At 72.3% G+C, this 23,473-nt stretch carries 21 protein-coding genes and 1 riboswitch; of the genes, 14 read left to right on the top strand and 7 right to left on the bottom strand.

Translation table 11 applies throughout. The features are described 5' to 3' along the window. Positions 1 to 34: 34 nt before the first annotated feature. On the bottom strand, positions 35 to 1,432 hold the full coding sequence (locus ACZ6JS_RS13300) for a uracil-xanthine permease family protein (RefSeq protein ID WP_469298102.1): 1,398 nt from the start codon (positions 1,430 to 1,432) through the stop codon (positions 35 to 37). Positions 1,433 to 1,547: 115 nt separating this feature from the next. Further along, complete coding sequence (locus tag ACZ6JS_RS13295; RefSeq protein WP_469297725.1) at positions 1,548 to 2,786, bottom strand: MFS transporter; 1,239 nt, start codon at positions 2,784 to 2,786, stop codon at positions 1,548 to 1,550. Between the two features lie 54 nt (positions 2,787 to 2,840). On the opposite strand from ACZ6JS_RS13295, the gene ACZ6JS_RS13290 reads away from it, so the two are divergent. Next, a complete protein-coding gene (locus ACZ6JS_RS13290; RefSeq protein ID WP_469297724.1) occupies positions 2,841 to 3,992 on the top strand; it encodes an ROK family transcriptional regulator in 1,152 nt (383 codons plus the stop codon). Between the two features lie 351 nt (positions 3,993 to 4,343). On the opposite strand, the gene ACZ6JS_RS13285 is transcribed toward ACZ6JS_RS13290, so the two are convergent. From ACZ6JS_RS13285 to ACZ6JS_RS13275, 3 genes are all read right to left on the bottom strand, one after another. Next, positions 4,344 to 5,153 carry an SDR family oxidoreductase gene (locus ACZ6JS_RS13285; RefSeq protein ID WP_469297723.1) on the bottom strand — a complete coding sequence of 270 codons (810 nt, stop codon included), beginning with the start codon at positions 5,151 to 5,153 and terminating at the stop codon, positions 4,344 to 4,346. Between the two features lie 61 nt (positions 5,154 to 5,214). After that, a complete protein-coding gene (locus ACZ6JS_RS13280) occupies positions 5,215 to 6,114 on the bottom strand; it encodes an RNA polymerase sigma-70 factor (protein ID WP_469297722.1) in 900 nt (299 codons plus the stop codon). A 78-nt stretch (positions 6,115 to 6,192) separates the two neighbouring features. After that, positions 6,193 to 8,547, bottom strand: coding sequence for a chitinase C-terminal domain-containing protein (locus ACZ6JS_RS13275; RefSeq protein WP_469297721.1), 2,355 nt, complete (start codon positions 8,545 to 8,547; stop codon positions 6,193 to 6,195). 320 nt (positions 8,548 to 8,867) lie between these two features. Continuing rightward, a riboswitch (FMN riboswitch) is annotated at positions 8,868 to 8,997 on the top strand. 150 nt (positions 8,998 to 9,147) lie between these two features. Here ACZ6JS_RS13275 and ribD point away from each other — a divergent pair. From ribD to ACZ6JS_RS13225, 10 genes are all read left to right on the top strand, one after another. Next, positions 9,148 to 10,278, top strand: coding sequence for a bifunctional diaminohydroxyphosphoribosylaminopyrimidine deaminase/5-amino-6-(5-phosphoribosylamino)uracil reductase RibD (gene ribD / locus ACZ6JS_RS13270; protein ID WP_469297720.1), 1,131 nt, complete (start codon positions 9,148 to 9,150; stop codon positions 10,276 to 10,278). Then, positions 10,279 to 10,908: a riboflavin synthase gene (locus ACZ6JS_RS13265; protein WP_469297719.1), complete on the top strand. Its 630-nt coding sequence runs from the start codon at positions 10,279 to 10,281 to the stop codon at positions 10,906 to 10,908. It begins immediately after the preceding gene. After that, positions 10,905 to 11,558: a nicotinamide mononucleotide transporter family protein gene (locus tag ACZ6JS_RS13260; RefSeq protein WP_469297718.1), complete on the top strand. Its 654-nt coding sequence runs from the start codon at positions 10,905 to 10,907 to the stop codon at positions 11,556 to 11,558. Before ACZ6JS_RS13265 ends, ACZ6JS_RS13260 begins: the two co-directional genes overlap by 4 nt. Then, entirely contained in the window at positions 11,555 to 12,844 is a 1,290-nt protein-coding gene (locus tag ACZ6JS_RS13255; RefSeq protein WP_469297717.1) for a bifunctional 3,4-dihydroxy-2-butanone-4-phosphate synthase/GTP cyclohydrolase II, read from the top strand. Before ACZ6JS_RS13260 ends, ACZ6JS_RS13255 begins: the two co-directional genes overlap by 4 nt. Positions 12,845 to 12,909: 65 nt before the next feature. Then, on the top strand, positions 12,910 to 13,395 hold the full coding sequence (gene ribH, locus ACZ6JS_RS13250; protein WP_007262951.1) for a 6,7-dimethyl-8-ribityllumazine synthase: 486 nt from the start codon (positions 12,910 to 12,912) through the stop codon (positions 13,393 to 13,395). A gap of 64 nt (positions 13,396 to 13,459) precedes the next feature. Beyond that, on the top strand, positions 13,460 to 13,741 hold the full coding sequence (locus ACZ6JS_RS13245) for a phosphoribosyl-ATP diphosphatase (RefSeq protein WP_350996898.1): 282 nt from the start codon (positions 13,460 to 13,462) through the stop codon (positions 13,739 to 13,741). 83 nt (positions 13,742 to 13,824) lie between these two features. Then, the gene (gene hisG, locus ACZ6JS_RS13240) at positions 13,825 to 14,673 is read left to right on the top strand and encodes an ATP phosphoribosyltransferase (RefSeq protein ID WP_469297716.1); all 849 of its coding nucleotides are present in this window, start codon (positions 13,825 to 13,827) and stop codon (positions 14,671 to 14,673) included. Positions 14,674 to 14,743: 70 nt separating this feature from the next. Continuing rightward, positions 14,744 to 15,208, top strand: a complete 465-nt coding sequence (locus tag ACZ6JS_RS13235; protein ID WP_469297715.1) for a PH domain-containing protein — start codon at positions 14,744 to 14,746, stop codon at positions 15,206 to 15,208. A 200-nt stretch (positions 15,209 to 15,408) separates the two neighbouring features. Continuing rightward, positions 15,409 to 16,839, top strand: coding sequence for a hemolysin family protein (locus ACZ6JS_RS13230; protein WP_469297714.1), 1,431 nt, complete (start codon positions 15,409 to 15,411; stop codon positions 16,837 to 16,839). Further along, on the top strand, positions 16,836 to 17,879 hold the full coding sequence (locus tag ACZ6JS_RS13225; protein WP_469297713.1) for a hemolysin family protein: 1,044 nt from the start codon (positions 16,836 to 16,838) through the stop codon (positions 17,877 to 17,879). Before ACZ6JS_RS13230 ends, ACZ6JS_RS13225 begins: the two co-directional genes overlap by 4 nt. 246 nt (positions 17,880 to 18,125) lie before the next feature. Here ACZ6JS_RS13225 and ACZ6JS_RS13220 read toward each other — a convergent pair whose 3' ends face one another. Continuing rightward, positions 18,126 to 20,054 carry an AAA family ATPase gene (locus tag ACZ6JS_RS13220; protein ID WP_469297712.1) on the bottom strand — a complete coding sequence of 643 codons (1,929 nt, stop codon included), beginning with the start codon at positions 20,052 to 20,054 and terminating at the stop codon, positions 18,126 to 18,128. Positions 20,055 to 20,443: 389 nt separating this feature from the next. Further along, a complete protein-coding gene (locus tag ACZ6JS_RS13215) occupies positions 20,444 to 21,061 on the bottom strand; it encodes a uridine kinase family protein (protein WP_469298100.1) in 618 nt (205 codons plus the stop codon). Positions 21,062 to 21,197: 136 nt separating this feature from the next. Between ACZ6JS_RS13215 and ACZ6JS_RS13210 the strand changes: the two genes are divergently transcribed. The 3 genes from ACZ6JS_RS13210 to ACZ6JS_RS13200 all read left to right on the top strand — a co-directional run bounded on the left by ACZ6JS_RS13210 (position 21,198) and on the right by ACZ6JS_RS13200 (position 23,402). Next, a complete protein-coding gene (locus ACZ6JS_RS13210; protein WP_469297711.1) occupies positions 21,198 to 22,565 on the top strand; it encodes a C39 family peptidase in 1,368 nt (455 codons plus the stop codon). 104 nt (positions 22,566 to 22,669) lie between these two features. Then, a complete protein-coding gene (locus ACZ6JS_RS13205) occupies positions 22,670 to 23,101 on the top strand; it encodes an SPW repeat protein (protein WP_469297710.1) in 432 nt (143 codons plus the stop codon). A 148-nt stretch (positions 23,102 to 23,249) separates the two neighbouring features. Continuing rightward, positions 23,250 to 23,402: an SCO1431 family membrane protein gene (locus tag ACZ6JS_RS13200; protein WP_469297709.1), complete on the top strand. Its 153-nt coding sequence runs from the start codon at positions 23,250 to 23,252 to the stop codon at positions 23,400 to 23,402. Positions 23,403 to 23,473: the final 71 nt, after the last annotated feature.

The following is a 23,473-nucleotide window of genomic DNA, read 5'->3' as shown; positions in this document are numbered from 1 at the left end:
GGCCGGACGCTTCCCCGGTTCGGGCGAAACCCCGTCAACGCCGCTTGTCCTCCGCCTCCCCGCCGTCGTCGTAGGCGGACGTGCCGGCGTCGAGCAGGGGCTCCTGGGGCTTCAGGTGCGCGGGGGCGAGGCACCGCAGCGCGTGGTAGCCGCCGATCACCACAATCGTGCCCAGCGCGATGCCGCCCAGCTCGAAGCTGTCGGTGATCTGCAGCTTCACCCCGCCGACGCCGATGATGATGCCCGCCGCGGCCGGCACCAGGTTCAGCGGATTGCGCAGGTCCACCCGCCCGTTGACCCAGATCTGGGCGCCGAGCAGGCCGATCATGCCGTACAGGATGACGGTGATACCGCCCAGGACGCCGCCCGGGATCGCCGCGACGACCGCGCCGAACTTCGGGCACAGGCCGAAGAGCAGCGCGAAGCCCGCCGCCGCCCAGTAGGCCGCCGTGGAGTAGACCCGGGTGGCCGCCATGACACCGATGTTCTCGGAGTACGTGGTGTTGGGCGGGCCCCCGACCGCCGTGGACAGCATCGACGCGGCGCCGTCCGCCGCGATGGCCGTGCCCAGCTCGTCGTCGAGGGGATCACCGGTCATCTCTCCCACGGCCTTGATGTGCCCCGCGTTCTCGGCGATCAGCGCGATCACCACGGGCAGGGCGATCAGGATCGCCGACCACTCGAAGGACGGCCCGTGGAAGGACGGCAGCCCGACCCAGTCGGCCTTCGCGACCGCGGAGAGGTCCAGGCGCCAGTGGTCGACGGCCGCCTCCCCGCCCACCGTCGAGTGGATCTTCCCGAAGAGCAGGTCGAAGAGCCAGGAGACCGCGTACCCGAAGACCAGCCCCAGGAAGATCGCGATGCGCGACCAGAAGCCGCGCAGGCACACCACGGCGAACCCGGTGAACAACATGGTCAGCAACGCCGTCCACTGGTCCTGCGGCCAGTACGTCGACGCCGTCACCGGCGCCAGGTTGAAGCCGATCAGCATCACCACCGCGCCCGTCACGATGGGCGGCATCGCCGTGTGGATGACGCGCGCGCCGAAGCGCCGCACCGCGAGACCGGCCAGGAACAGCGCGACACCGACGACGAACACGGCGCCCGTGACGACCGCGCTGTCACCGCCCGACGCCCGGATGGCCGCCGCGACACCGACGAAGGACAGCGAGCAGCCCAGGTACGAGGGAACCCGCCCCCGCGTCGCGAGCAGGAAGACCACCGTCGCGATGCCGGACATCATGATGGCCAGGTTCGGATCCAGGCCCATCAGGACCGGCGCGACGAAACTCGCACCGAACATCGCCACGACGTGCTGGGCGCCCAGCCCGGCGGTCCGCGGCCACGACAGCCGCTCCTCCGGCCGGACCACCGCGCCGGGGGCGGGAGTCCGCCCGTCTCCGTGCAGGGTCCAGCCCACGCCGAGGCCCATGTTCCACTCCTCTGTCCCGGTCTTCCCGGTCTTCCCGGCCATCCGGACGGGCACGGCCGGGGCCGTGCACACATCGAAGCCGCAGCGCACCCGCGCCGCTGCGGCCATCGACATATTAAGGCCGGATATCAGCAGGTTCGTCCCGCTCGGCCGGACCGGCCTTCCCGGCGAACCCGCCCCCAGCCTGCCCCACCGGCGGCTTGGGGCGCAGCACCGCGGCACCAGCCACCAGCGCGAACGCCAGCACGGTCACCAGCCCGAACGACACCACCAGCGAGGTCGCGTCCGCCACCGCGCCGATCGCCGACGGCGCGATCAGCCCCGAGGTGTACGTGATCGTCGCGACACCCGCGATCGCCTGTGCCGGGGCCGGACCGCTGCGCCCCGCCGCAGCGAAGGCCAGCGGTACCACCACCGCGATGCCGAGCCCGATCAGCCCGAACCCGGCCAGCGCCCCCGCAGGATGCCGGACCCCGACGACGAGCAGGCCGCCCAGGGTGGCCAGCACCCCGCCGACACGGACCGTGCGCACCGGCCCGAAACGGTCCACCACCCGGTCGCCGACGAGCCTGGCCACCGCCATGGTCAGGGCGAAGGCGGTGGTCGAGGCGGCCGCGAGGCCCGCGTCCGTGTGCAGGACGTCCCGCAGGTAGACCGCCGACCAGTCCAGGCTCGCGCCCTCGGCGAACACCGCGCAGAAGCCGATCGCGCCGATCAGCAGCGCGGACCTCGGCGGCAGCGCGAAGTGCGGGGGCGCCTGCCCCTCCCCGTCGCTGCGCAGGTCCAGTACGCCCTGTACGGCGACCAGTCCGGCCACGGTCAGGACGAGCGCGGCGACCAGGTGGTGAAGCCGGGCGTCCGTCCCGGCGTGCGCGGCGACCGTACCGGCCGCGGACCCGAGCAGCGCGCCCACGCTCCACATGCCGTGCAGGGAGGACATGATCGAGCGGCCCAGCCGGTTCTCGGTCTCCACGCCCAGCGCGTTCATCGCCACGTCCGACATGCCCGCGGTGGCTCCGTAGACGAGGAGCGCCAGGCACAGGACGGGCAGGTTCGGGGCGAGGGCCGGCAGGATCAGCGAGAGGGTCCACAGCGCCAGCAGCCCCCGCAACGCGGCCCGCGCGCCGAACCGGTGGTTGATCCGCCCGGCCAGCGGCATCGCGAGCGCGGCGCCCACGGCGGGAAAGGCCAGCGCGAGCCCCAGGGTGCCCGCGCTGAGCTGGGCGTGCTCCTGGATCCACGGGATGCGGGTGGCGAAGGAGCCGGTGACGGCGCCGTGGGCGCAGAACACGGCGGCGATGGCATGGCGGGCACGGCGCAGGCGCGCCGGGCTGAGGTCGGTGTCCCCGGTCATGACGCATAAACTATCAGGGACCCTGCCTGATAGATAATGGTCCCGACTCCTAGGATGGGCGCCGTGACTCCAGCCCACGCCCCGGTACCGTCTCCCGCCTCACCCAGCACGGCCCGTGCCATCAACGACCGCCTCGCCCTGCAACTCCTCCAGGACTTCGGGCCGCTGACGGCAACCCAGCTCAAGACCATGACCGGCCTCTCCCGTCCCTCCGTCGCCGACCTCGTCGACCGGCTCACCGCAGCCGGCCTCATCGAGGTAGTCGGCGAATCCGGCGAACAGCGCCGGGGCCCCAACGCCAAGCTCTACGGAATCGTCGCTCGCCGAGCCCACCTCGCCGCCCTCGACGTCCGCACCGACCGGGTCACCGCCGTCGTCACCGACCTGCTCGGCCACCCGCTGGCCGAAGCCGCCCTGCCCGTCGGCGCCCCCGAGGACGCGGTCGCGGCCCTGCTGCGCACCGCCCGCGAGGCCGGCGCCGCCGAACTCCACACCGTCGTCGTGGGCGCCCCGGGCCTGGTCGCCCCGACCACCGGCGAACTCCGCGACACCATCGGCCTCCCGGCCTGGCACCGGGACCTGGTCACGGCCCTGCAGCGGACCCTGCCCGCCGTCGTGGCCGTCGAGAACGAGACCAACCTGGCCGCCCTCGCCGAGCAGCGCCTCGGCGTCGCCCGCGACCTGGACTCCTTCGTCCTGCTGTGGCTCGGCGCCGGCGTGGGTGCGGCCGTCGTCCTGGACGGCCGGCTGCGGCGCGGCGCCTCAGGCGGCGCGGGCGAGATCGGCTTCCTCCCGGTGCCGGGCACCGGGGGGCTGCCTTCGGCCGTCGACTGCGCGGGCGGGTTCCACGCCCTGGTCGGCCGGGACGCCGTGACCGCCCTGGCACGCGGACACGGCTTCGCCGGCCCGGCGGAACAGGCCGTGGCGGGAGCCGCCGGCGAGCCCTTCCTCGAAGACCTCGCCGAACGCCTCGCCCTGGGCGCGGCGGCGGCCGCGGCCCTCCTCGACCCGGGCTGCGTGGTCCTGGCCGGAGAACTCGGCCGCGCCGGCGGCCCCGCCCTGGCCGCCCGCGTCTTCCACCGCCTGGCGGAACTGACGCCGGTCCCGACGGAGATCCGCGCCACGACCCTGGGCGACCCGGCAGTCCTGGCGGGCGCCCGCCTGGCGGCCCGCGAAGCGGCCCAGGGCGTGCTGTTCGGGGGGTGAGGTCCGCCGGCCCTGCCCGCTGACCGTGATGTCTGCGCGGGGTGGGGGTGGGGGGGCGGGTTTCGGCGGGGCGGGAGCGCGGAGTGCGGCGGGGTGGTGTGGGTGCGGGGTTTCGGCGGGCCGGGTCGGGGGTGTGCTGGGGGCTTCCCGGCAGTCTTTCGGATGTCCGGGGCGGGACGGTCGGTCAAGGGTGGAGCGCAGCGACATCGCGAAGCGACGCGAGGAACGAGCGCCCTTGAGGGGCCGGCACGACACGGAGAGACGATGGGACTGACGGGAAACCCCCAGAACGTCACTGGCCACGGGTCGAGGAGATCCCGCCCCACGCAAACCCCCCTCCCCAGAACCCCCTCACGTCTTCGATCCGGCTCCGCCGCCGCCGGCCCCGGCGCCCGCGCCGCCCCCGGCCCCGGCGGCCCCGCGCCTCGCCGCGAACTGCTCGAACGTTTCGTGGCCGACGGCGCGGGACGGGGTGAGGTGGCCGCCACGGCGGAAGGCCGCGTAGGCCTTGCCCGCCAGGGGGACCGGGAGGACGCGGCGGTTGCGTCCCGTCGCCCGAAGGTAGACGCGGGCCAGGTCCGGCAGGGTGCGGATCTGCGGTCCGCCCATGTCCGGGACCCGGCCCGCGGGGGTCGGGACCGCCAGTTCCGCCATACGGGCGGCGACCTCGCCCACCGCGATGGGCTGCACCGGTACGCCCTTGGGGACCGGCACGACGGGCAGCCTCGCCACGGTGTCCGTCGCCATCGCCACGAGGTCGTGGAACTGCGTCGTGCGCAGGATGGTCACCCCCAGCCCGGACGCCTCCAGCAGCCGCTCCACCCGGAGCTTGCGCCTGTAGTAGCCGAGCGGGACCACGTCCACCCCGACGATCGAGATGTAGACGATGTTCCCGACGGTCCCGGCGCGCCGGGCGGCCTCGATGAGATGCCCGGCGGCCACGTCGTCCCCCTTGCCCGCCCCCCGGGTGTTGCTCGCGCAGTGCACGACCACTTCCGCGCCCGCCAGGGCCGCGTCCAGGCCCGTGCCGTCCCGGAGGTCGACGGGATGCTCCGGGGCGTGCCGGCTGAGCACCCGGACCTCGTGCCCGGCCGACCGCAGCCGTTCGGCGACGAGCGAGCCGAGGGTTCCGGTGCCTCCGGTGACGACGATGGTGCCCATGGTGTCGGTCCTTCCCTGGTGGGGTGAGGGGTGCGTGCACCAGGGAAGGACCGGACAGCCCTCAGGAATGTGACAGCTGTCGCCGGAGGAACGCCAGCTTCTCCGGGTTGACCACCGCGCTGATGCCGCTGACCAGCCCATTCTCGATTTCGACCAGCAGGACCGCCACCTCACCGAAGAGCAGTGCGGGCGATCCGTTGACCTCCGCGACGCTGACCGGCACCCCGGATACGTACTTCGCCATGGCGCCCATCGCGAACCGGGCCACGTTGTCCCGCCCCAGGATCGGCCGGCGCGCCGCGCTGACCACGCCACCGCCGTCCGACACGTACCGCACGTCGGCCGCCAGCACCCCCTCCAGCCGGGTGAGGTCCCCGCTCTGCGCGGCGGTCAGGAAGCTCTCCACGAGTCCCTGCCACCGCTCGCGGTCTGCGGAGAAGCGCTTCTCCCGTGTGGCCTCGCGCCCGGCGGCGACCCGGCCCGCCGCGCGCCGGTAGATCTGGCGGCAGTTGGCCTCGCCGAGGTCCAGGAGGCCCGAGATCTCCCGGTGGCTGTAGGCGAAGGCTTCGCGCAGTACGTACACGGCGCGCTCGACCGGGGTGAGTTGTTCCAGCAGCAGGAGCAGGGCCATGGACACGCTGTCCCGCTGCTCCGCCGACTCCAGCGGGCCGAGGGTGCCGTCGCCGGTGAGGACCGGTTCCGGAAGCCAGGGGCCGACGTAGCTTTCGCGTCTGGCGCGCGCAGACGTGAGGCTGTTGAGGCAGAGGTTGGTGACGACCTTGGCGAGCCAGGCGCCCGGGTGCTCGATGGCGGCGCGGTCCGCCGAGTCCCAGCGCAGGTAGGCGTCCTGCACGATGTCCTCGGCCTCCGCGGCGGAGCCGAGGATGCGGTAGGCGATGCCGAACATCCGGGGCCGGTGTTCCTCGAAGTCCGCTACGGATGCGGTGACATGTGTGATCACCGGGTCAGCCTACGAGGCCTGGCGGGACGCGAACCGGCGAGGACCCGGTGGCCGCCGGGCCACCGGGTCCTCGCGTTGTCAGCAGGCGCCCTGGTCCTTCCAGACGCCCCATTCACCCGTGGTGCCGGGTTCCTCGTTCTGCGTCCACCACTGGGCCTTCCAGTTGCGGCCCTTGTGGGAGACGACGTTGCCGCTGTTGTAGACGGTGCCCGCTGTGTAAGCCGGGTTGGTGCAGGTCCCGCCGGTCGGCGGCGGGGTCGTCGGAGGCGTGGTCGGCGGTGTGGTCGGGGGAGTGGTGGGCGGGGTGGTGCCGCCCGGCTCCCCGACCGTGGTGCCTCGCGCCAGGTCGCCGGCGAGGGCGTACGTCGTGCCGGAGATGTTCACCGTCCAGTTGGAGGGGGTGGACACGGGCAGGTAGTAGTTGAACGCCAGGTCGACGGAGGCGCCCGGGGCCAGGGACTGCCAGGCCGGCAGCTTCAGCGAGACCCGGTGGAAGTCGCCCTTCAGGCCGCCCACGTTGCTGCCGGTGTGGCCGCTGCTGATGATCTTCGTGCCGAAGCCGGACTGGTCGGAGGCGTTGTTCGGGGCCGAGGTCGAGTAGTCGAACTGGAACTCGGTGCCGCCGGGCAGTGCCGTCCCCGTGTTGTTGGTGATCTTGATCTTCGGGGTGATCGGGTAGTTGGAGTCGCCGAGCTTGAACTCGGTGAACTCCGTCTTGATGTCCACGGCCTGGGTCGGCAGGGCGGTGGCGCCCGCCTTCTTCGCCCCGTACGGGGACGCCGCCTTGAACTTGTCGTACATCAGCGAGGTGAGCGTGGAGCCCATCTCGTACTGGCCCTTGGCCGCGTTCCAGCCGTAGTCGCCGGCCATCTCCCAGACCATGGTGCCGCCGATGCCGCGGTCCACCACGTAGTCGGCCTTGGCGGCCACCGACTGCTCGTCCTCGGTGGAGAGGAAGACCTTCTTCTGCGCGTTCCAGAGCCACGGCGCGACCAGCGTCGAGTCGTACTTGCGGGCGTAGGTGCCGGTCAGCGAGGTGTTCGCCGGGAAGCCGTACTGGCTGACGTAGTCGCCGACGATGCCCTTCTCCAGGTTCTTGGCGTGCCACATCGGGTTCGAGCCGGCGGGGGACTCGTTGCCGTTGTCGTCCTTGTCGTGCCACAGGTTGTCGATGCCGACCGCGCCGTCACCGCACTTGGTCAGTCCGGAGCCGGCCGGGCAGCTGGTCGCCGAAGCCTTGCCCCACAGGCCGTCGGTGCCGCCCTGGACGTTCTTGTGGCCGCGGGTGTAGTAGGGCAGGCCGATGTTGATCCGGCCGGCCGGCATGGAGCCGCGGAAGTAGTGGTAAGCCCAATCGGTGTTGAGGTAGCCGATGCCGCCGTACTGCTGGGAGCCGTAGACGCCGGCGGCGGCGAGCTCGCCGTCCTTGCCGTCGTCGAAGAGCGAGGCGTTCGGGCCCACGTACTCGTTCCAGGCACCGTGCAGGTCGTAGGACATGATGTTGACGTAGTCCAGGTACTGCTGCATCTGGAACGTCTCCATGCCGCGCAGCAGGTAGCCGGAGGACGGGGCGGCGACGGTCAGCATGTAGTGCTTGCCGTCGGCGGCGCCGGCCGCGTCCAGCTTCTGGCGCAGGCTCTTCATGAGGGCGTCGTAGCCCTTGACCAGGCCGGCCCGGCGGGCGTTGGCGATCGGCCAGTCCAGCGGGTTGCCGGCGTCCTTCATCGTGGTCGGGTACTCGTAGTCGATGTCGACGCCGTTGAACCCGTACGTGCGGATGAAGTCGACCGAGGACTGGGCGAAGGTGTCGATGCCCGCCTGGTTGACCGATCCGTCCGCGTTGGTGGCCATGCTGTAGAAGCCGCCGGAGGCGACGCGCTTGCCGTCCGCGCCGAAGTAGCCGCCGGTCTCGGCCCAGCCGCCGACGGAGATCAGGGTCTTCACGTCGGGGTGCTGCTTCTTGTACTTCGTCAGCAGGTTGAAGTGGCCCTTGTAGGGGAGCGAGGGGTCCATCTCCGCCCCGGCGACGCCCGGCCAGGTCATCCCGGTGGCCTCGTTCGTCGGGCTGTCGGCGCCGACCGAGATCTTGTTGTCACTGCCGACGTGTGCGAAGGCGTAGTTGATGTGGGTGATCTTGTCCCACGGGATGTTGTTGACGAGGTAGGACGGCTGGCCGTTCTTGCCCGTGCGCCAGCCGGTGAAGTAGCCGATGACGCGGCGCTGGTGGTCGGCGCCCATCTTCTCGCGGCCTTCGGTGTCGTAGACCGAGCAGTAGGGAACGTCGACGCCGGCCGTCTTGTAGAGGCCGTCGGGGCGACAGCTCTCGTTGTCGGCCGCGTGCGAGACGCCCGTCGAGAGCCCGCCGACCAGCAGTCCGGCGATTGCGGCGCCGGATGCCAGGAGCATCGCTCTCGTACGTGTGGGGGACGGCATTGTGCCTCCTGGGGAGGGGAGGATGCAGGACACGGGTGGATGCAACATGGAGCAACGTGACTGGTGCAGACGCTTGTTGGCCCGTGACGTGCGCACATCTGACGGGCTGTTCCCGGGAAGATGAAGGGAACGTTAAGAGGACTAGACCAACCCGTCAATAGGTCTGGACCAACCGCGCTTCCACTTACCCCCGGTCCGTACCGCCGCGGCCTCCCGCTCGAGCCGGCGTACCCTCGGAGTCACCCTCTGTGAGCCAGGCCACACCGCATCACCCGCATGGCGGCCGATCGGCCGTGGCAAACTGGCTGGAGTACCAGTAGCAGCGCACTCCGGGGTCGGTGTAATTCCGAACCGGCGGTATAGTCCGCGACCCGTCCGCAGCCAGCGGCCGGTTGACCAGGTGAAATTCCTGGACCGACGGTTAAAGTCCGGATGGGAGGCAGTGCGCGGCGGGCCAGTCACCGGTACGCCGCCGTCGGCGGTTCATCGGCATATCCCCGTGGATGTGTCGGGTCGAACCGTTTCTCCGGCCCCGGCGTCCCCGCGTGAGCTGTTCCGCTCCATCTGTCGTATCCCGACAGGCCCCGGAGTCCGTGCCCGATGAGGCAGGAGGACCCGGTGGCGACACACGCCGCGCACGCCGCACCCGACGCGGGGACCCGTGCCATGCGGCGAGCCGTCGAGCTCGCCGCCCGCGGACTCGGCTCCACCAGCCCCAACCCGATCGTCGGCTGCGTCATCACCGACGCCTCCGGCGCCGTCGTCGGCGAGGGCTGGCACCAGCAGGCCGGCGGCCCGCACGCCGAGGTCCACGCCCTGCGCGCCGCAGGCGACGCGGCCCGCGGCGGCACCGCCTACGTCACCCTCGAACCCTGCAACCACACCGGCCGGACGGGACCCTGCGCACAGGCCCTCGCCGATGCCGGCATCGCCCGCGTGGTCTACGCCGTCCCCGACCCGAACCCGCAGGCCAGCGGGGGCGCCGCCACACTGCGCGCCGCCGGGATCGACACCGAGGCCGGGCTGCTCCGCGCCGAGGCCGAGGCCGGCAACACCGTATGGCTGACCTCCGTACGCCTCGGCCGCCCCCACGTGACCTGGAAGTACGCCGCCACCCTCGACGGCCGCAGCGCCGCCGCGGACGGCAGCAGCCGCTGGATCAGCTCCGCCGAGGCCCGGGCCGACGTCCACCGGTTGCGCGCCGAGGCCGACGCCGTCCTGGTCGGGGGCGGCACCCTGCGCGCCGACGACCCGCACCTGGCCGTCCGCGGCATCGACGGCGCCACCCAGCCGCTGCGCGTGGCCCTCGACACCCGTGCCGGCCTGCGCCCGACCGCCCGCATCCTCGACGACGCCGCGCCCACGCTGCTGGTCGTCGCCGAGGACGCCGACACCCGCCACCTGCCCGGCGTCGACCTGCTCCGGCTGCCCCCGCACGACGGCCGGCTCCCCCTCGACCGGCTCCTGGCGCAGCTGTACGCCCGCGGCGTGCGCTCCCTCCTCCTGGAAGGCGGCCCCACCCTCGCGGGCGCCTTCCTCGAAGCCGGAGCCGTCGACCGCGTCGTCGGCTACCTCGCCCCCGCCCTGCTCGGCGCCGGCCCCGCGGCCCTCGGCGACGCGGGCATCACGAACATCACCCACGCCCTGCGCCTCGACATCACCGAGGCCGTCCGCGTGGGCCCCGATCTGCGCATCACCGCCCTTCCCGCCACCGCCCCCAAGGAGCACTGAGTGTTCACCGGAATCGTCGAAGAACTGGGCGAGGTCACCGCCGTCGAGCCGCTCCAGGAGGCCTCCCGCTTCCGGCTGCGCGGGCCCCTCGTCACCCAGGACGCCAAGCACGGCGACTCCATCGCCGTCAACGGCGTCTGCCTGACCGTCGTGGAGACCGCCGACGGCGAGTTCACCGCAGACGTCATGCAGGAGACCCTCAACCGCTCCAGCCTCGGCGCCCTGGCCAAGGGCTCCCGGGTCAACCTGGAGCGCCCGATGGCCCTCGGCGGACGGCTCGGCGGCCACCTGGTCCAGGGCCACGTGGACGGCACCGGCGAGATCCTCTCGCGGACCCCCTCGGAGCACTGGGAGATCGTCAAGGTCGCCCTCCCGCGGAACCTCTCCCGCTACGTGGTCGAAAAGGGCTCCATCACCGTCGACGGCGTCAGCCTCACCGTCGTCGAGGCCGCCGCCGACTGGTTCACCATCAGCCTCATTCCCACCACCCTCGCGCTGACCACCCTCGGCATCAAGCAGCCCGGCGATCCGGTCAACCTCGAGGTGGACGTCCTCGCCAAGTACGTCGAGCGCCTGCTGGCCGCCGGCGTGGACCCGCTGCACGCCGACCCGACGGGAGAAGCCCGGTGACCGCCCTGAGCTGGCTCAACGCCGAAGCTTTCACGGTCCTCGGTCAGAAGGTCATCTGGTCCGACATGATCGGCAACCTGATGGGCCTGGCCGCGCTCGCCCTCGGCTGGCGCCGCTCGATATGGACCTGGCCCGCCCAGCTCCTGTCCGGGCTCATCCTCATCGCCGCCTACGCCTCCGCGCACCTCGCCGGCGGCGTCGGCAAGCAGCTCCTGGTCATCGGCGTGGCCGTCTTCGGCTGGCGCGCATGGCAGCGGGGCAAGCAGGAGGCCCAGGACGGCTCCATCGCCGTACGCACCGCCACCTGGACCGAACGCGGACTGCTCCTCGGCGGGGCGGCACTGGGCACCCTCGCCGTCGGCGGCCTGTTCACGCTCTACCCGTCGCTGTCCTGGAGCCCGTGGGCCGACGCCTACATCTTCGTCGGCACCATCGTCGCGATGGTGGCCCAGGCCCGCGGCCTCGTCGAGTTCTGGTTCGCCTGGCTCCTGGTCGACCTGGTGGGCGTCCCCCTCGCCTTCACCGGCGGCCTGGCCTTCTCCGGACTGGTCTACGTCGTCTACTTCGCCCTCGTGGTGTGGGGCGCCTACGACTGGTACCAGCGCTCCCGCACCACTCCCGCCCCGGCCCTCGAAGGAGCAGCGGCATGACCAGCCTCAAGCCCGTGCCCGACATCCCCGAAGAGACCTTCCCCCTCGACCCCGTCGAGCAGGCGATCCGCGACATCGCGGCCGGCCGGCCCGTCGTCGTCGTCGACGACGAGGACCGCGAGAACGAGGGCGACCTCGTCATCGCCGCCGAGAAGGCCACCCCCGAGATCATCGCCTTCATGATGAGCGAGTGCCGCGGCCTGATCTGCGCCCCCATGGAGGGCGACGAGCTGGACCGGCTCGAACTCCCGCAGATGGTCCAGAACAACACCGAGTCGATGAAGACCGCCTTCACCGTCTCCGTCGACGCGAGCGCCGCCCACGGCGTCTCCACCGGCATCTCCGCCGCCGACCGCGCCACCACCCTGCGGCTCCTCGCCGACGGCGTCAGCGGCCCCGGCGACTTCGTCCGCCCCGGCCACGTCTTCCCGCTGCGCGCCAAGCCCGGCGGCGTCCTGGTCCGCAACGGCCACACCGAGGCAGCCGTCGACCTCGCCCGCCTCGCCGGCCTGCGCCCGGCGGGCGCCATCGTGGAGATCGCCGGCGAGGACGGCGTCATGCTGCGCCTGCCCGAGTTGATCCCCTTCGCCCGCAAGCACGGCCTGACGATCATCTCCATCGAGGACCTGATCGCCTACCGCCGCTCCGCCGAGCCCAAGGTGCGCCGCGAGGCCGAGGTCAGCCTGCCGACCGCCTTCGGCGACTTCACCGCGCACGGCTACCGCTCCACCGTCGACGGCGTCGAGCACGTCGCCCTCGTCCACGGCGAGATCGGCGACGGCTCCGACATCCTCGTCCGCATGCACTCGGAGTGCCTGACCGGCGACATCTTCGCCTCCCAGCGCTGCGACTGCGGCCCCCAGCTGCACGCCTCCATGGAACGGATCAAGAACGAGGGCCGCGGCGTCGTCGTCTACCTCCGCGGCCACGAGGGCCGCGGCATCGGACTGCTGTCCAAGCTGCGCGCGTACGAGCTCCAGGAGCGCGGCCGCGACACCCTCGACGCCAACCTGGAACTGGGCCTGCCCGCCGACGCCCGCGACTACGCCGCCGGTGCTCAGATCCTGGCCGACCTCGGCGTGCACAGCGTCCGGCTGCTGACGAACAACCCCGACAAGTCCGCCGCCCTGGAGGCGCACGGCATCACGGTCGCCAGCCGCGAGTCGATGCCGGTCGAGGCCGGCGAGCACAATCTGCGGTACCTGCGCACCAAGCGGGACCGGATGGGCCACGACCTGCCCTGGCTGGACGGGGCCGTGACCACGTCCGCCTGCGGCAACCAGTAGGCACGCACCACCCCTGTACGCAATTCCCGAACCCCCGTACCCACGAACCACCGAGGAGCAGAGCTGTGAGCGGCAAGGGCGCACCCGAACTGAGCGTGAAGAACTGCGGAGACCTGCGAGTCGCCGTGATCGCGGCCCAGTGGCACGAGAAGGTCATGGACGGACTGGTCGACGGCGCCCTGCGGGCCCTGCACGAGCTGGGCATCGACGAGCCCACCCTGCTCCGCGTGCCCGGCAGCTTCGAGCTCCCGGTCGTGGCGAAGGTGCTGGCCGGCCGCGGCTACGACGCCATCGTCGCCCTCGGCGTGGTCATCCGCGGCGGCACCCCGCACTTCGACTACGTCTGCCAGGGCGTCACCCAGGGCCTGGTCCAGGTGTCGATCGACACCGGGGTCCCCGTTGGCTTCGGCGTTCTGACCTGCGACAACGACGAGCAGGCGCTGGACCGCGCCGGCCTCGAAGGGTCGAACGAGGACAAGGGCCACGAAGCGGTCACCGCCGCCGTCTCCACCGCGATGACCCTGCGCACCGTCAGCGAGCCCTGGCGGTAAGTCGTGTCCGAGGGGTGAACCCCGGCACCGGGACACCCGGGTGAGCCCGTACTCTAAGGACATCATGGCGAACACACCATCCAAGACCTTCGAAGAGCTCTTCGCCGAGCTCCAGCACAAGGCCGCCGAAGGCGACCCCAGCACCTCCCGCACCGCCGAGCTCGTCCACAAGGGCGTCCATGCCATCGGCAAGAAGGTCGTCGAGGAGGCCGCCGAGGTCTGGATGGCCGCCGAGTACGAGGGCAAGGAAGCCGCCGCCGAGGAGATCTCCCAGCTGCTGTACCACGTCCAGGTGATGATGGTCGCGCGCGGGATCTCCCTCGACGACGTCTACGCGCACCTCTGAGCCCCGCACCTCCGAGTCCGGGCCGCACCCGCGCCCGTCCGCAACCACGTAAACCACGCACACCACGCATCAAAGGAAGCCCCATGCTGCGCATCGCCGTCCCCAACAAGGGTTCACTCTCCGGACCGGCGTCGGCGATGCTCCATGAGGCCGGCTACCGGATGCGCAAGGAGTCCAAGGAGCTCGTGGTCGTCGACCCCGAGAACGAGGTGGAGTTCTTCTACCTCCGCCCCAAGGACATCGCGATCTACGTCTCCTCGGGCAAGCTCGACATCGGCATCACCGGCCGCGACCTGCTGCTCGACTCCGGCGCCAGCGCCGAGGAGATCCTCCCGCTGAACTTCGGGCGTTCCACCTTCCGCTACGCCACCACCCCCGGCACGGCGAAGGGCCCCGAGGACTTCGCCGGCATGACGATCGCGACCTCGTACGAGGGAATCGTCGCCAAGCACCTGGCCGACCAGGGCATCGACGCCTCCGTCGTGCACCTCGACGGCGCGGTCGAGACCGCCATCCAGCTCGGCGTCGCCCAGATCATCGCGGACGTCGTCGAGACCGGCACCAGTCTGCGCAACGCCGGCCTCGAGGTCGTCGGCGAGCCGATCCTCACCTCCGAGGCCGTCGTCATCCGGGGCAACGGCGCCGACGCCGACGACCCGCAGGTCCAGCAGTTCCTGCGCCGCCTCCAGGGCGTCCTCGTGGCCCGCAGCTACGTGATGATGGACTACGACTGCCGCGCCGAGCACCTCGAGCGCGCCGTGGCCCTCACCCCGGGCCTCGAGTCCCCGACCGTCTCCCCGCTGCACAACGAGGGCTGGGTCGCGGTCCGCGCCATGGTCCCCGCCAAGGAGGCCCAGCGCATCATGGACGACCTGTACGAGCTCGGCGCACGCGCGATCCTCACCACCTCGATCCACGCCTGCCGCCTCTGAGGACCCGCGTGCCCGACCGGCACGCCTCCCCCTCACCCGCACGCCACGCCACCCCAGAAGGCAACGCACCATGGCCGAGTCCGCCGCACCGCCCGAACCGCCCACCCTGCCGGTCACCTTCCGGCCGACCCGCACCCGGGCGGTCCTGCTGGGCGTCGGGCTCGCCATGTTCGCCACCATCACGGCCATCGCCGTGATGCTCGAACGCCTCCAGCCGGGTGAGCGGATCAGCTTCATCTTCACCGCCGTCCTGCTGACCTCCGTCCTGGTCCTGCTCAGCCGCCCCAAGGTGGTCGCGGACGAGGACGGCGTCACCGTCGTCAACCTCACCAACACCCGCCGCCTGGCGTGGGCCGAGATCCTCCGGGTCAACCTCCGCCCCGGCGACCCGTGGGTGTTCCTGGATCTCAGCGACGGCACCAGCCTGCCCGCGCTCGGCATCCAGCCGGGCGTGGCCAGGCAGCAGGCCATCAGCGACGCGCGCGCCCTGCGCACCCTCGCCGAAATCCGCGGAACCGGCCCGAACGACAGCTGACTGCGCCCATCCTCGTCGCCGCCTACCGTTGCGGCCGCGATCCCAGTGACTACCCTGGTGGCGGGGCGCAGCCCTGCGCCCTCCCACCGGCCCCGGGACCCCGAGGCCCGCGGGCACCTGCAACTCGAGGAGTGACTCCCTCCAGCAATGGACGGATCGTCCGGTAATACCCGCGCCGCCCTCCCCACGGAGGCGGCGGCATGACCATCCCGCTACTCCTGCTCGCGGCGGCATTCGCCCTGATCCTCGCCAACGGATTCTTCGTGGCGGCCGAGTTCGGCCTCGTCACCGTGGAACGCCCCGAGGCCGAGCGCGCCGCAGCCGACGGGGACCGCCGTGCCCGCACGGTCGTCAAGGCCCTGCGAGAGCTGTCCTTCCAGCTCTCCGGCACCCAGCTCGGCATCACCATCACATCCCTCGTGGTCGGCATGCTCGCCGAGCCCGCCCTCGCCGCGCTGCTGGCCGGGCCGCTCTCCGCGACCGGCCTGCCCGAGGGAGCAGCCTCCGGCGTCGCCGTCGTCATCGGCATGCTGCTCGCCTCCGCCGTCCAGATGGTCGTGGGGGAGCTCGTCCCGAAGAACTGGGCGGTCTCCCGCCCCCTCCAGGTGGCCCGCTTCGTCGCCGGCCCGCAGAACGCCTTCTCGCGCGTCTTCCGGCCGGTCATCGCCGGCCTCAACGCCGTCGCCAACCGGCTCGTGCGGGCCCTCGGAGTGGAGCCCGCCGAGGAGATGGCATCCGCCCGCACCCCGGGCGAACTCGTCTCCCTGGTACGCCATTCGGCCCAGGCCGGCGCCCTGGAACAGGACACCGCCGATCTCTTCGTACGGACCCTGTCGCTGGGCGAGCTCACGGCCCAGCACGTCATGACCCCCCGGGTGAAGGTCAGTGCCCTCCAGGACACGGCCACCGCGGCCGACGTCCTGAACCTGACCCGCGCCACGGGCCTGTCCCGCTTCCCGGTCTACCGCGAACGCATCGACGAGATCACCGGCGTGGTCCACCTCAAGGACGCCCTCGCCGTCGCCGAGTCCGAACGCGACCGCATCAGCGTGGGCCGGATCTGCGTCGCCCCCCTGCTGGTGCCCGGCTCCCTGCCGGTGCAGCCGCTGCTGGAGCGGCTGCGCAGCGAACAGCCGATGGCCGTCGTCGTCGACGAGTACGGCGGCACCGCCGGCGTCGTCACCCTGGAGGACATCGTGGAGGAACTCGTCGGGGAGGTCCGCGACGAGCACGACCTCGCCGAGGACGAGACCCCCGAACTCGCCGCCGTCGCCGCCGAGGACGGCCGCCCCTCCTGGGAGGCCGACGGCAGCTGCCGCGTGCAGACCCTGCGCCGGATAGGCCTGGAAGTGCCCGAGGGCCCCTACGAGACCGTCGCCGGCCTCGTCGCCGACCTGCTCGGCCGGATCCCCGCCCCCGGGGACCGTGCGGACCTCCCGGGCTGGAAGCTGTCCGTCCGCAGGGTCGGCCGCAACCGGGCCGAACGCGTCCGGCTGGTCCGGCTGACGGCCGTACCCGCCGCCGGAGCCTACCGGCAGCCCGCCGGCCCCGCAGGTGCCACCGTGCCCGGCACCGGCCGCCACGGCGACACCGCCCTGCAGCCGGCCGAGCTGGAAGGCGCCGCCCGGTGAACGCGCTCCAGCTCGTCTTCGCGCTGCTCCTCGTCCTCGCCAACGGTTTCTTCGTCGGTGCCGAGTTCGCCCTCGTCTCCGTACGGCGCAGCCAGATCGAGCCCCTCGCGGCCGAGTCCAAGAGGGCCCGCCAGGTGCTCCACGGCCTGGAGAACCTGCCCCGCATGATGGCCGCCGCACAGTTCGGCATCACCGTCTGCTCCCTCACCCTCGGCGCGGTCGCCGAACCCACCGTGGCCAGGCTGCTGGAGCCCGTCTTCCACGCCGTCCACGTACCGCAGGGCCTGATCCACCCCCTCGGCTACGCCCTCGCGCTCGCCGCCGTGGTCTTCCTGCACCTGGTCATCGGCGAGATGGTCCCCAAGAACCTCGCCATGGCCGCCCCCGAGAAGACCGCCCTGTGGTTCAGCCCCGGCCTGGTCGCCTTCGCCCGCCTCTGCGGGCCGGTCACCACCGCGCTCGGCGCCTGCGCCAAGCTCGTCCTGAAGCTCTTCAAGGTCGAGCCCAAGGACGAGGTCGAGGCCGCCTACACCTCCGCCCAGCTGGGCCGGCTCCTCAAGGACTCCCGGCAGGCCGGGCTCCTGGAGCCGGTCGAGCAGGAGCGGCTGGAGGACGCGCTGGAACTGGGCAGCCGCCCGGTCACCGACGTCCTCCTCGACCGGGACCGCCTGGTCACGGTCGGTCCGGCCGTCACCCCCCGCCAGATCGAACAGCTGACCGTGCGCACCGGATACTCCCGGTTCCCCGTCCGTGCCGACAGCGGCGCCTTCATGGGCTATCTGCACGTGAAGGACGTACTGGACCTGGAAGACCGGGAACGGGCCGTGCCCCAGCGGGTCTGGCGCCGCATGACCACGCTGTGCGCCACGGTCCCGCTGGACGACGCCCTCGGTGTCATGCGCCGGGACGCCACGCACCTGGCGCAGGTCGCGGACCAGAGCGGCCGGGTCCTCGGCCTGGTCGCCCTGGAGGACGTCCTGGAAATGCTGGTCGGCGAGGTCCGCGACCCGGCGCACCGGATCCCTGCAGGCCGCACCTAGGCCGTGTCTTCCGGGTCCTGCCGGGCCCGCGCCGCCCGGCACCGCACCTCGCCGCGTCGGGGGCACCCACGTCAGTGCGGTGCTCGGGCGCCCCCCGTCCTGCGATGCCTTCCCCTCGGCCCTGGGGCCCGGCGAGGCCCCAGGGCGACGTACGCCCCGGTCCTGACCGGCGCCACCCCGGCGACAGGACCCCGGCCGAGGAGGGCCGGGAAGGACCGCGCCACGGCCCCTTCCCGCCCGGCGGCGTCACACGGGCGGCTCAGGCCGTTCCTGGGGTCCCCGGCCCGACAGGACCTCCCCGTACGCCTGCATCAGATCCGGCAGCCGCAGCGTGGCCAGGTCGTCCCGCGACGGCTCGCCGGCGAAGCCCGCCAGCCGCAGGTCCCGGTACGCGCAGCTCTTCTCGTACAGGGTGCGAAGGAAGCGGCCGTTGCCGAGCTCGTCGATCCAGCCCTGCTCCACCACGTGCCCGCTGATGCTGCGCAGCTCCTCCAGGGCCTCCTCGTCCCAGTGGTCCCCGTTGGCGTCGGCCAGCACGCCGCCGATCGCGGTCAGCTCCGGCGGCCGGTAGCTGGGGAAGTCCACCCGCGTGGTGAACCGCGAGGACAAACCCGGGTTGGCGGCCAACAGCCGATCCATCCCGGCCGGGTAGCCGGCCAGGATCACCACCAGGTGGTCCCGGTTGTCCTCAGCCCGCTTGAGGAGAACCTGCAGGGCCTCGTCGCCGTACGCGTCGCCCTTGCTGTAGCCCGTGTTCGACAGCGAGTACGCCTCGTCGACGAACAGCACCCCGCCGATCGCCGAATCGATCAGCTCGTTGGCCTTCACCGCGGTCTGCCCGAGGAACTCACCCACCAGGTCGGCACGTTGGGCCTCGACCAGATGGTCCCCGCCGAGCAGGCCCAGCGCGTAGAAGACCCGGCCCAGGATCCGCGCCACGGTGGTCTTGCCCGTGCCCGAGGGGCCGGAGAACACGAAATGCCGTTTCGGCGGCTGCACCGGCAGTCCCTGACCCGCCCTCAGCCGTGCCATGTGCAGCTGCGCGGAGAGCGCCTTCACCTGCCGCTTGACCGGCTCCAGGCCCACCATCCGCTCCAGCTCCGCCAGCGCCTCGGCCAGCGCCTCCGGGTCCGACGGCCCGGTCGGCAGCCCCTCCGCCGAGCCCTGCGGCGGCACGGCCGCCTTGCGCCGTACCCCCTCCATCCGGCCGGGCGGGGGAGGCGGCGGCACCAGCGGGTCCAGCCCCGCCGGGCCGTCCCCGGCGATGTCCTTGACCGGCCCGCCACCCGGCGGGCCGCCCAGGGCGACCGCCGCGAAGTCCCCGCCGACCGGGGAGGGGCCGTGCCCCGCGTAGCCGCCGTACCCGGAGTAACCGGCCAGGCCCGCCAGGTCGGCCATGCCGTCGGTGTCGTCGCCGTCCTCGATGGCCGTCAGCCGGGCCGCGGTGTCCATGAACGAGGGATCCACCCGGTGCACCGCCCGGTACAGCGGCAGCGCCGCCGCACTGCGCCCCGTCCCCTCGTGCGCCCGCGCCAGCCAGTACCGCAGCTCCTTGCGCTGCGGCTGCTCGCTGCGGCAGCGCATCAGCGCCGCCGACAGCAGCGGCTCCGCCTGCCCGTACATCTCCAGCCGCACCCGTGCCATTCCGCCGAACAGCCCCGACTCGATCCCCAGCAGCGGATCGTCGACCAGCGGCTCGGTGTGCCGCACCAACTGCTCCCAGTCCTTGACCAGATAGGCCCGGCAGGCGTGCAGGAACCGCACCTGCGCGTCCGTGTCGACCGGCGGCAGCGCGGCCAAGGCCTGGTCCAGCTCGGGGACGTGGCGGCCGTCCAGCCAGTGCGAGGCATGGGCGAGCAGCAGGTCCCGCCGGTTCTCCAGCACCGGCTGCACCCACCAGCCCAGCCAGTACCAGGAGTTCAGGGTCCTGCGGTGCCGGGCCCGCTGCTCGCCGAAGCGGTCCCGGTGCGCGTACATGCGCAATAACGCGTTCCCCGTGTCGACCCGGAGCGCGTGCAGGCCCAGCCACGCGTCGGCCATCGAGGGGTCCAGCCGCACGGCCGTCCGGAACTCCTCCTCGGCCTGCGGGTACGCGCCCATGGTGCAGGCGTCGACCCCCCGCAACCAGGCGAGTTCGGCCGGGGCGTGCATGCTGCCCGGCGTGCCGAAATCCATCACGTCCCCCACAAGCCTGCCCCGTGGTGCGCCGCAACCCCCGCTTCGAGCGCGCGAGTTGTCCGGTGCTCCCGACTGGCGTCGCTGAAATCAGGGCTGCATCGTACCTGCGCTTTCGCGCCTTACGTAGGGTGCGGTGGGCCGGGTTCCGGCGGGAGCCCAGGGCGCGTCCGGTGACACAGGGTGAACATCCGGGGGGTGCCTGCCCCGCGCGGTACGCCTGCGGAGGGGGTCCGGGGGCAGAACGAAGCCCCCGATCACGGGGGAACAATCGGGGGCTCCGTGTGCGCGGCGGCCGGTAAAGGCCCCGCATTGAGAACGTAAGGCCGCTGCGGGCCCCAGGTCAAGCAGGTCGGCGCAGGCCCGGCAGGACGCAGTTCCGAGGTGGTTCAGGCCCGGGGGAGTCCGTCACCGTCGGTGAGGGAAACGGGGGTTCCTGCTGTCCCTCCGGTCCCGGAAGACCACTCGTATCCCGTACCGCTCTGACGTACCAGAGTGTCGGCGAAGGGGCGCGAAGGATCACTGGAGAAGTGCGCGCGCTCCGCGCGCTCCCATCCGTCCCAGAAGCCGGAGAGTTCACGCCCGTCCCGGCTGCGGCCCCGCAGCCACGACTCCGCGCGCGGGGTCTCCATCCACAACAGCCGGGCCAGGTGCGGGCGCAACGCCCGCCGCCCGGCGCCGACGCCCTCCACCAGGAGCACGGGCGCGGGCTCCAACACCCGCTCCGGTCCGAAGCGGCGCTCCACCCAGTCGTACGGCGCCCAGTGTGCGGGCCGGCCGTCGGCGAGGGGCTCCAGCACCTGGCTGCGCAGCCGCTCCTCCCAGCCGAACAGCTCCTCGTGGCTGGCCACGTCGTCCAGGTGCAGCACGGGAGCCCCGTCCAGGGCTTCGGCGAGCCGCCCCGCGAAGGTGCTCTTGCCCGAGCCGGCGTGGCCGTCGATCCCGATCAGGCGCACCGGGCCGAGGGAGCACGGCAGGGCGGCGAGCTCCCGTGCGAGTGACTCGATTGATGGGTGTGACCGGTGTGACTCCACCCGACCAGCGTAGACAAGCACGACACGACCCGTGGCTTGGGCCTTCGGCCGCCGGGAACCTGGAAGGGTGACACCACCGAAGCGCCGACCCGTCCCGGGGGACCACGCGATGACCGCACCCACGCCACGCAGGGCCGTACTCGTCGCCGCACTCGCGGTCGCCACCGCGGCCACCGCCGCCGCCGTCCCCGGCGGTGGTGCCCCGGCGGCCGCCGCGCCGGCCCCCCGCGCCCAGGGCCGCGGTGTCGACAACCGCTTCTGGTTCTCGTACGGCCACTGGCGGGCCGGCACCCACCTGGGCACCGCGGCCGCCGCCGGGGCCCGCCCCGGCCTGGAGATCCGGACGCCCGTCGGGCGCACCGAGTACGCCGACCCGCACACCGGGCGCAAAACCACCTGGGAGTACGCCACCTGGACCTCCCCGCTGCACCGCTCCACGGTGCCCGCCACCGAGGCCGTCGCCTCCTGGAACGCCCGTACCCCGGCCGGCACGTGGATCCAGGTCGAGCTGTGCGCCACCTACACCGACGGAGCCACCGGCCCCTGGTACGTGATGGGCCGGTGGGCGTCCGGCGACACCGACATCAGGCGCACCTCGGTGGACGGCCAGACCGACGGCCGCTCCACCGTCTGGACCGACACGCTGGCCGTCGACGCACCCGCCGCGGCCGGGGGTCTGCGCATCGCCTGCTGGCGGCTGCGCCTGACCCTCCACCGCCGGCCCGGCGCCGTCGACGGCCCGACGGTGTGGCTGGCGGGCGCCATGGCCTCCGACATCCCCGACCGCTTCACCGTCCCCGCCTCCCGCCCCTCCGGCACCGCCCACGAACTGCTGGTCCCGCGCTACTCGCAGCAGATCCACACCGGGCGCTACCCCGAATACGACAACGGCGGCGAGGCCTGGTGCAGCCCCACCTCCTCGCAGATGGTCATCGAGTCCTTCGGCCGCAAGGCGGAGCCCGCCGCACTGGCCTGGGTGGACCCCGCCTACTCGGACCCCCAGGTCTGCCACGCCGCCCGCTCCACCTACGACGCCGCCTACCAGGGCTGCGGGAACTGGTCCTTCAACGCCGCCTACGCCGCCACGTACAGCGGCCTCGCCGGGGTCGTCACCCGCCTCGCCTCCCTGACCGAGCTGGAGACCGTGGTGAGGGCCGGCATCCCAGCCATCACCTCCACCTCCTTCCGCGCGGACGAACTCACGGGCGCGGGGTACGGCACCGCCGGGCACCTGATGACCGTCGTCGGCTTCACCGCCGCCGGGGACGTGGTCGTCAACGACCCCCACGCCCCGGACAACCCGTCCGTACGCCGGGTCTACCAGCGCGCCGAGTGGGAGAACGTGTGGCTGCGCACCAAGCGCACCGCCACCGCCGGCAAGACCGCCTCCGGAAGCGGCGGGGTCTGCTACCTCTACGCCCCGGCCCTGCCGTCCCCTGCGCAGATCCTGGCCCTGCGGACCGTGGGCGTGCTGTGAGGAAGCGGGGAAACAGCCGGAATTGCCCGTTGACCAGGCAGCCGGGTAAGCGGAACATTATGGGGTAAATGGCACATAAAGGCTTCTCGTAGGAGGCGGCCGCCATGACCACCCATCCCAGCATCGAGCACCACCCGGACCTCGCCGAGATGCGCACCCGCTTCGAGCGGGTGACCAGCACTCCCCGCGCCCAGGCTGTCGAGGCACTGGCCCTGATCACGGGCCTCTACCTGGCCGCCTCGCCGTGGATCGCGGGATTCGGCATCCTGATCCCCCTGGCGATCAACAACCTGATCGTCGGCCTCGCGTTCTGCCTGTGCATGGGCGGCCTGGGATCCGCCTACGAGCGCACCCATGCGATGGCGTGGACGGCGGTCGTCCTGGGTGCCTGGACGATCATCGCCCCGTGGGCGATCGCCGGCGAGATGGACGCGACGCGGGCGGTGGTCAGCAATGTGATCGCCGGAGCCGTCGCCCTCTGCCTCGGCCTCGCGATGGCGGCCATGGCCGGCCGCAGCCGCGACACCAGGGTCTGACACGGAAACCGACCCCGGACGGGACCGGGCGCCGGGCCCCGACCGCACCGCGTACCAGCCGGAGCGGCCGGGGCCCCGCGCGTGACGTGCGCCACCCGTGACGCTCGTCTCTACCGCGAATGCCGCGAACGCTGGCACATTGGACACCATGACCGCAGACACCGCCGCCCCGACCGCATCAGCCGCGAACCTTGCTCGCACCGGAGGTCCCAAGGACGACTCCAACTGGCTGGAGCACGTCCTCGGCTGGACCCTCGTGGTCGTCGTGGCCATGTTCGTCACCCAGGTCGGCTGGCTCTGACGCCTCCCCGGCGCAGGTTCCCGCACTCCTGACTGCCATACTTCGCCCGTCCTGTGGCAGTTCAAGGCTGG

The sequence above is a fragment of the Streptomyces sp. NPDC046349 genome, from assembly GCF_055587885.1.
Note: the sequence above shows the minus strand (reverse complement) of the source record. Positions and strands in the feature narration are given on the sequence as shown.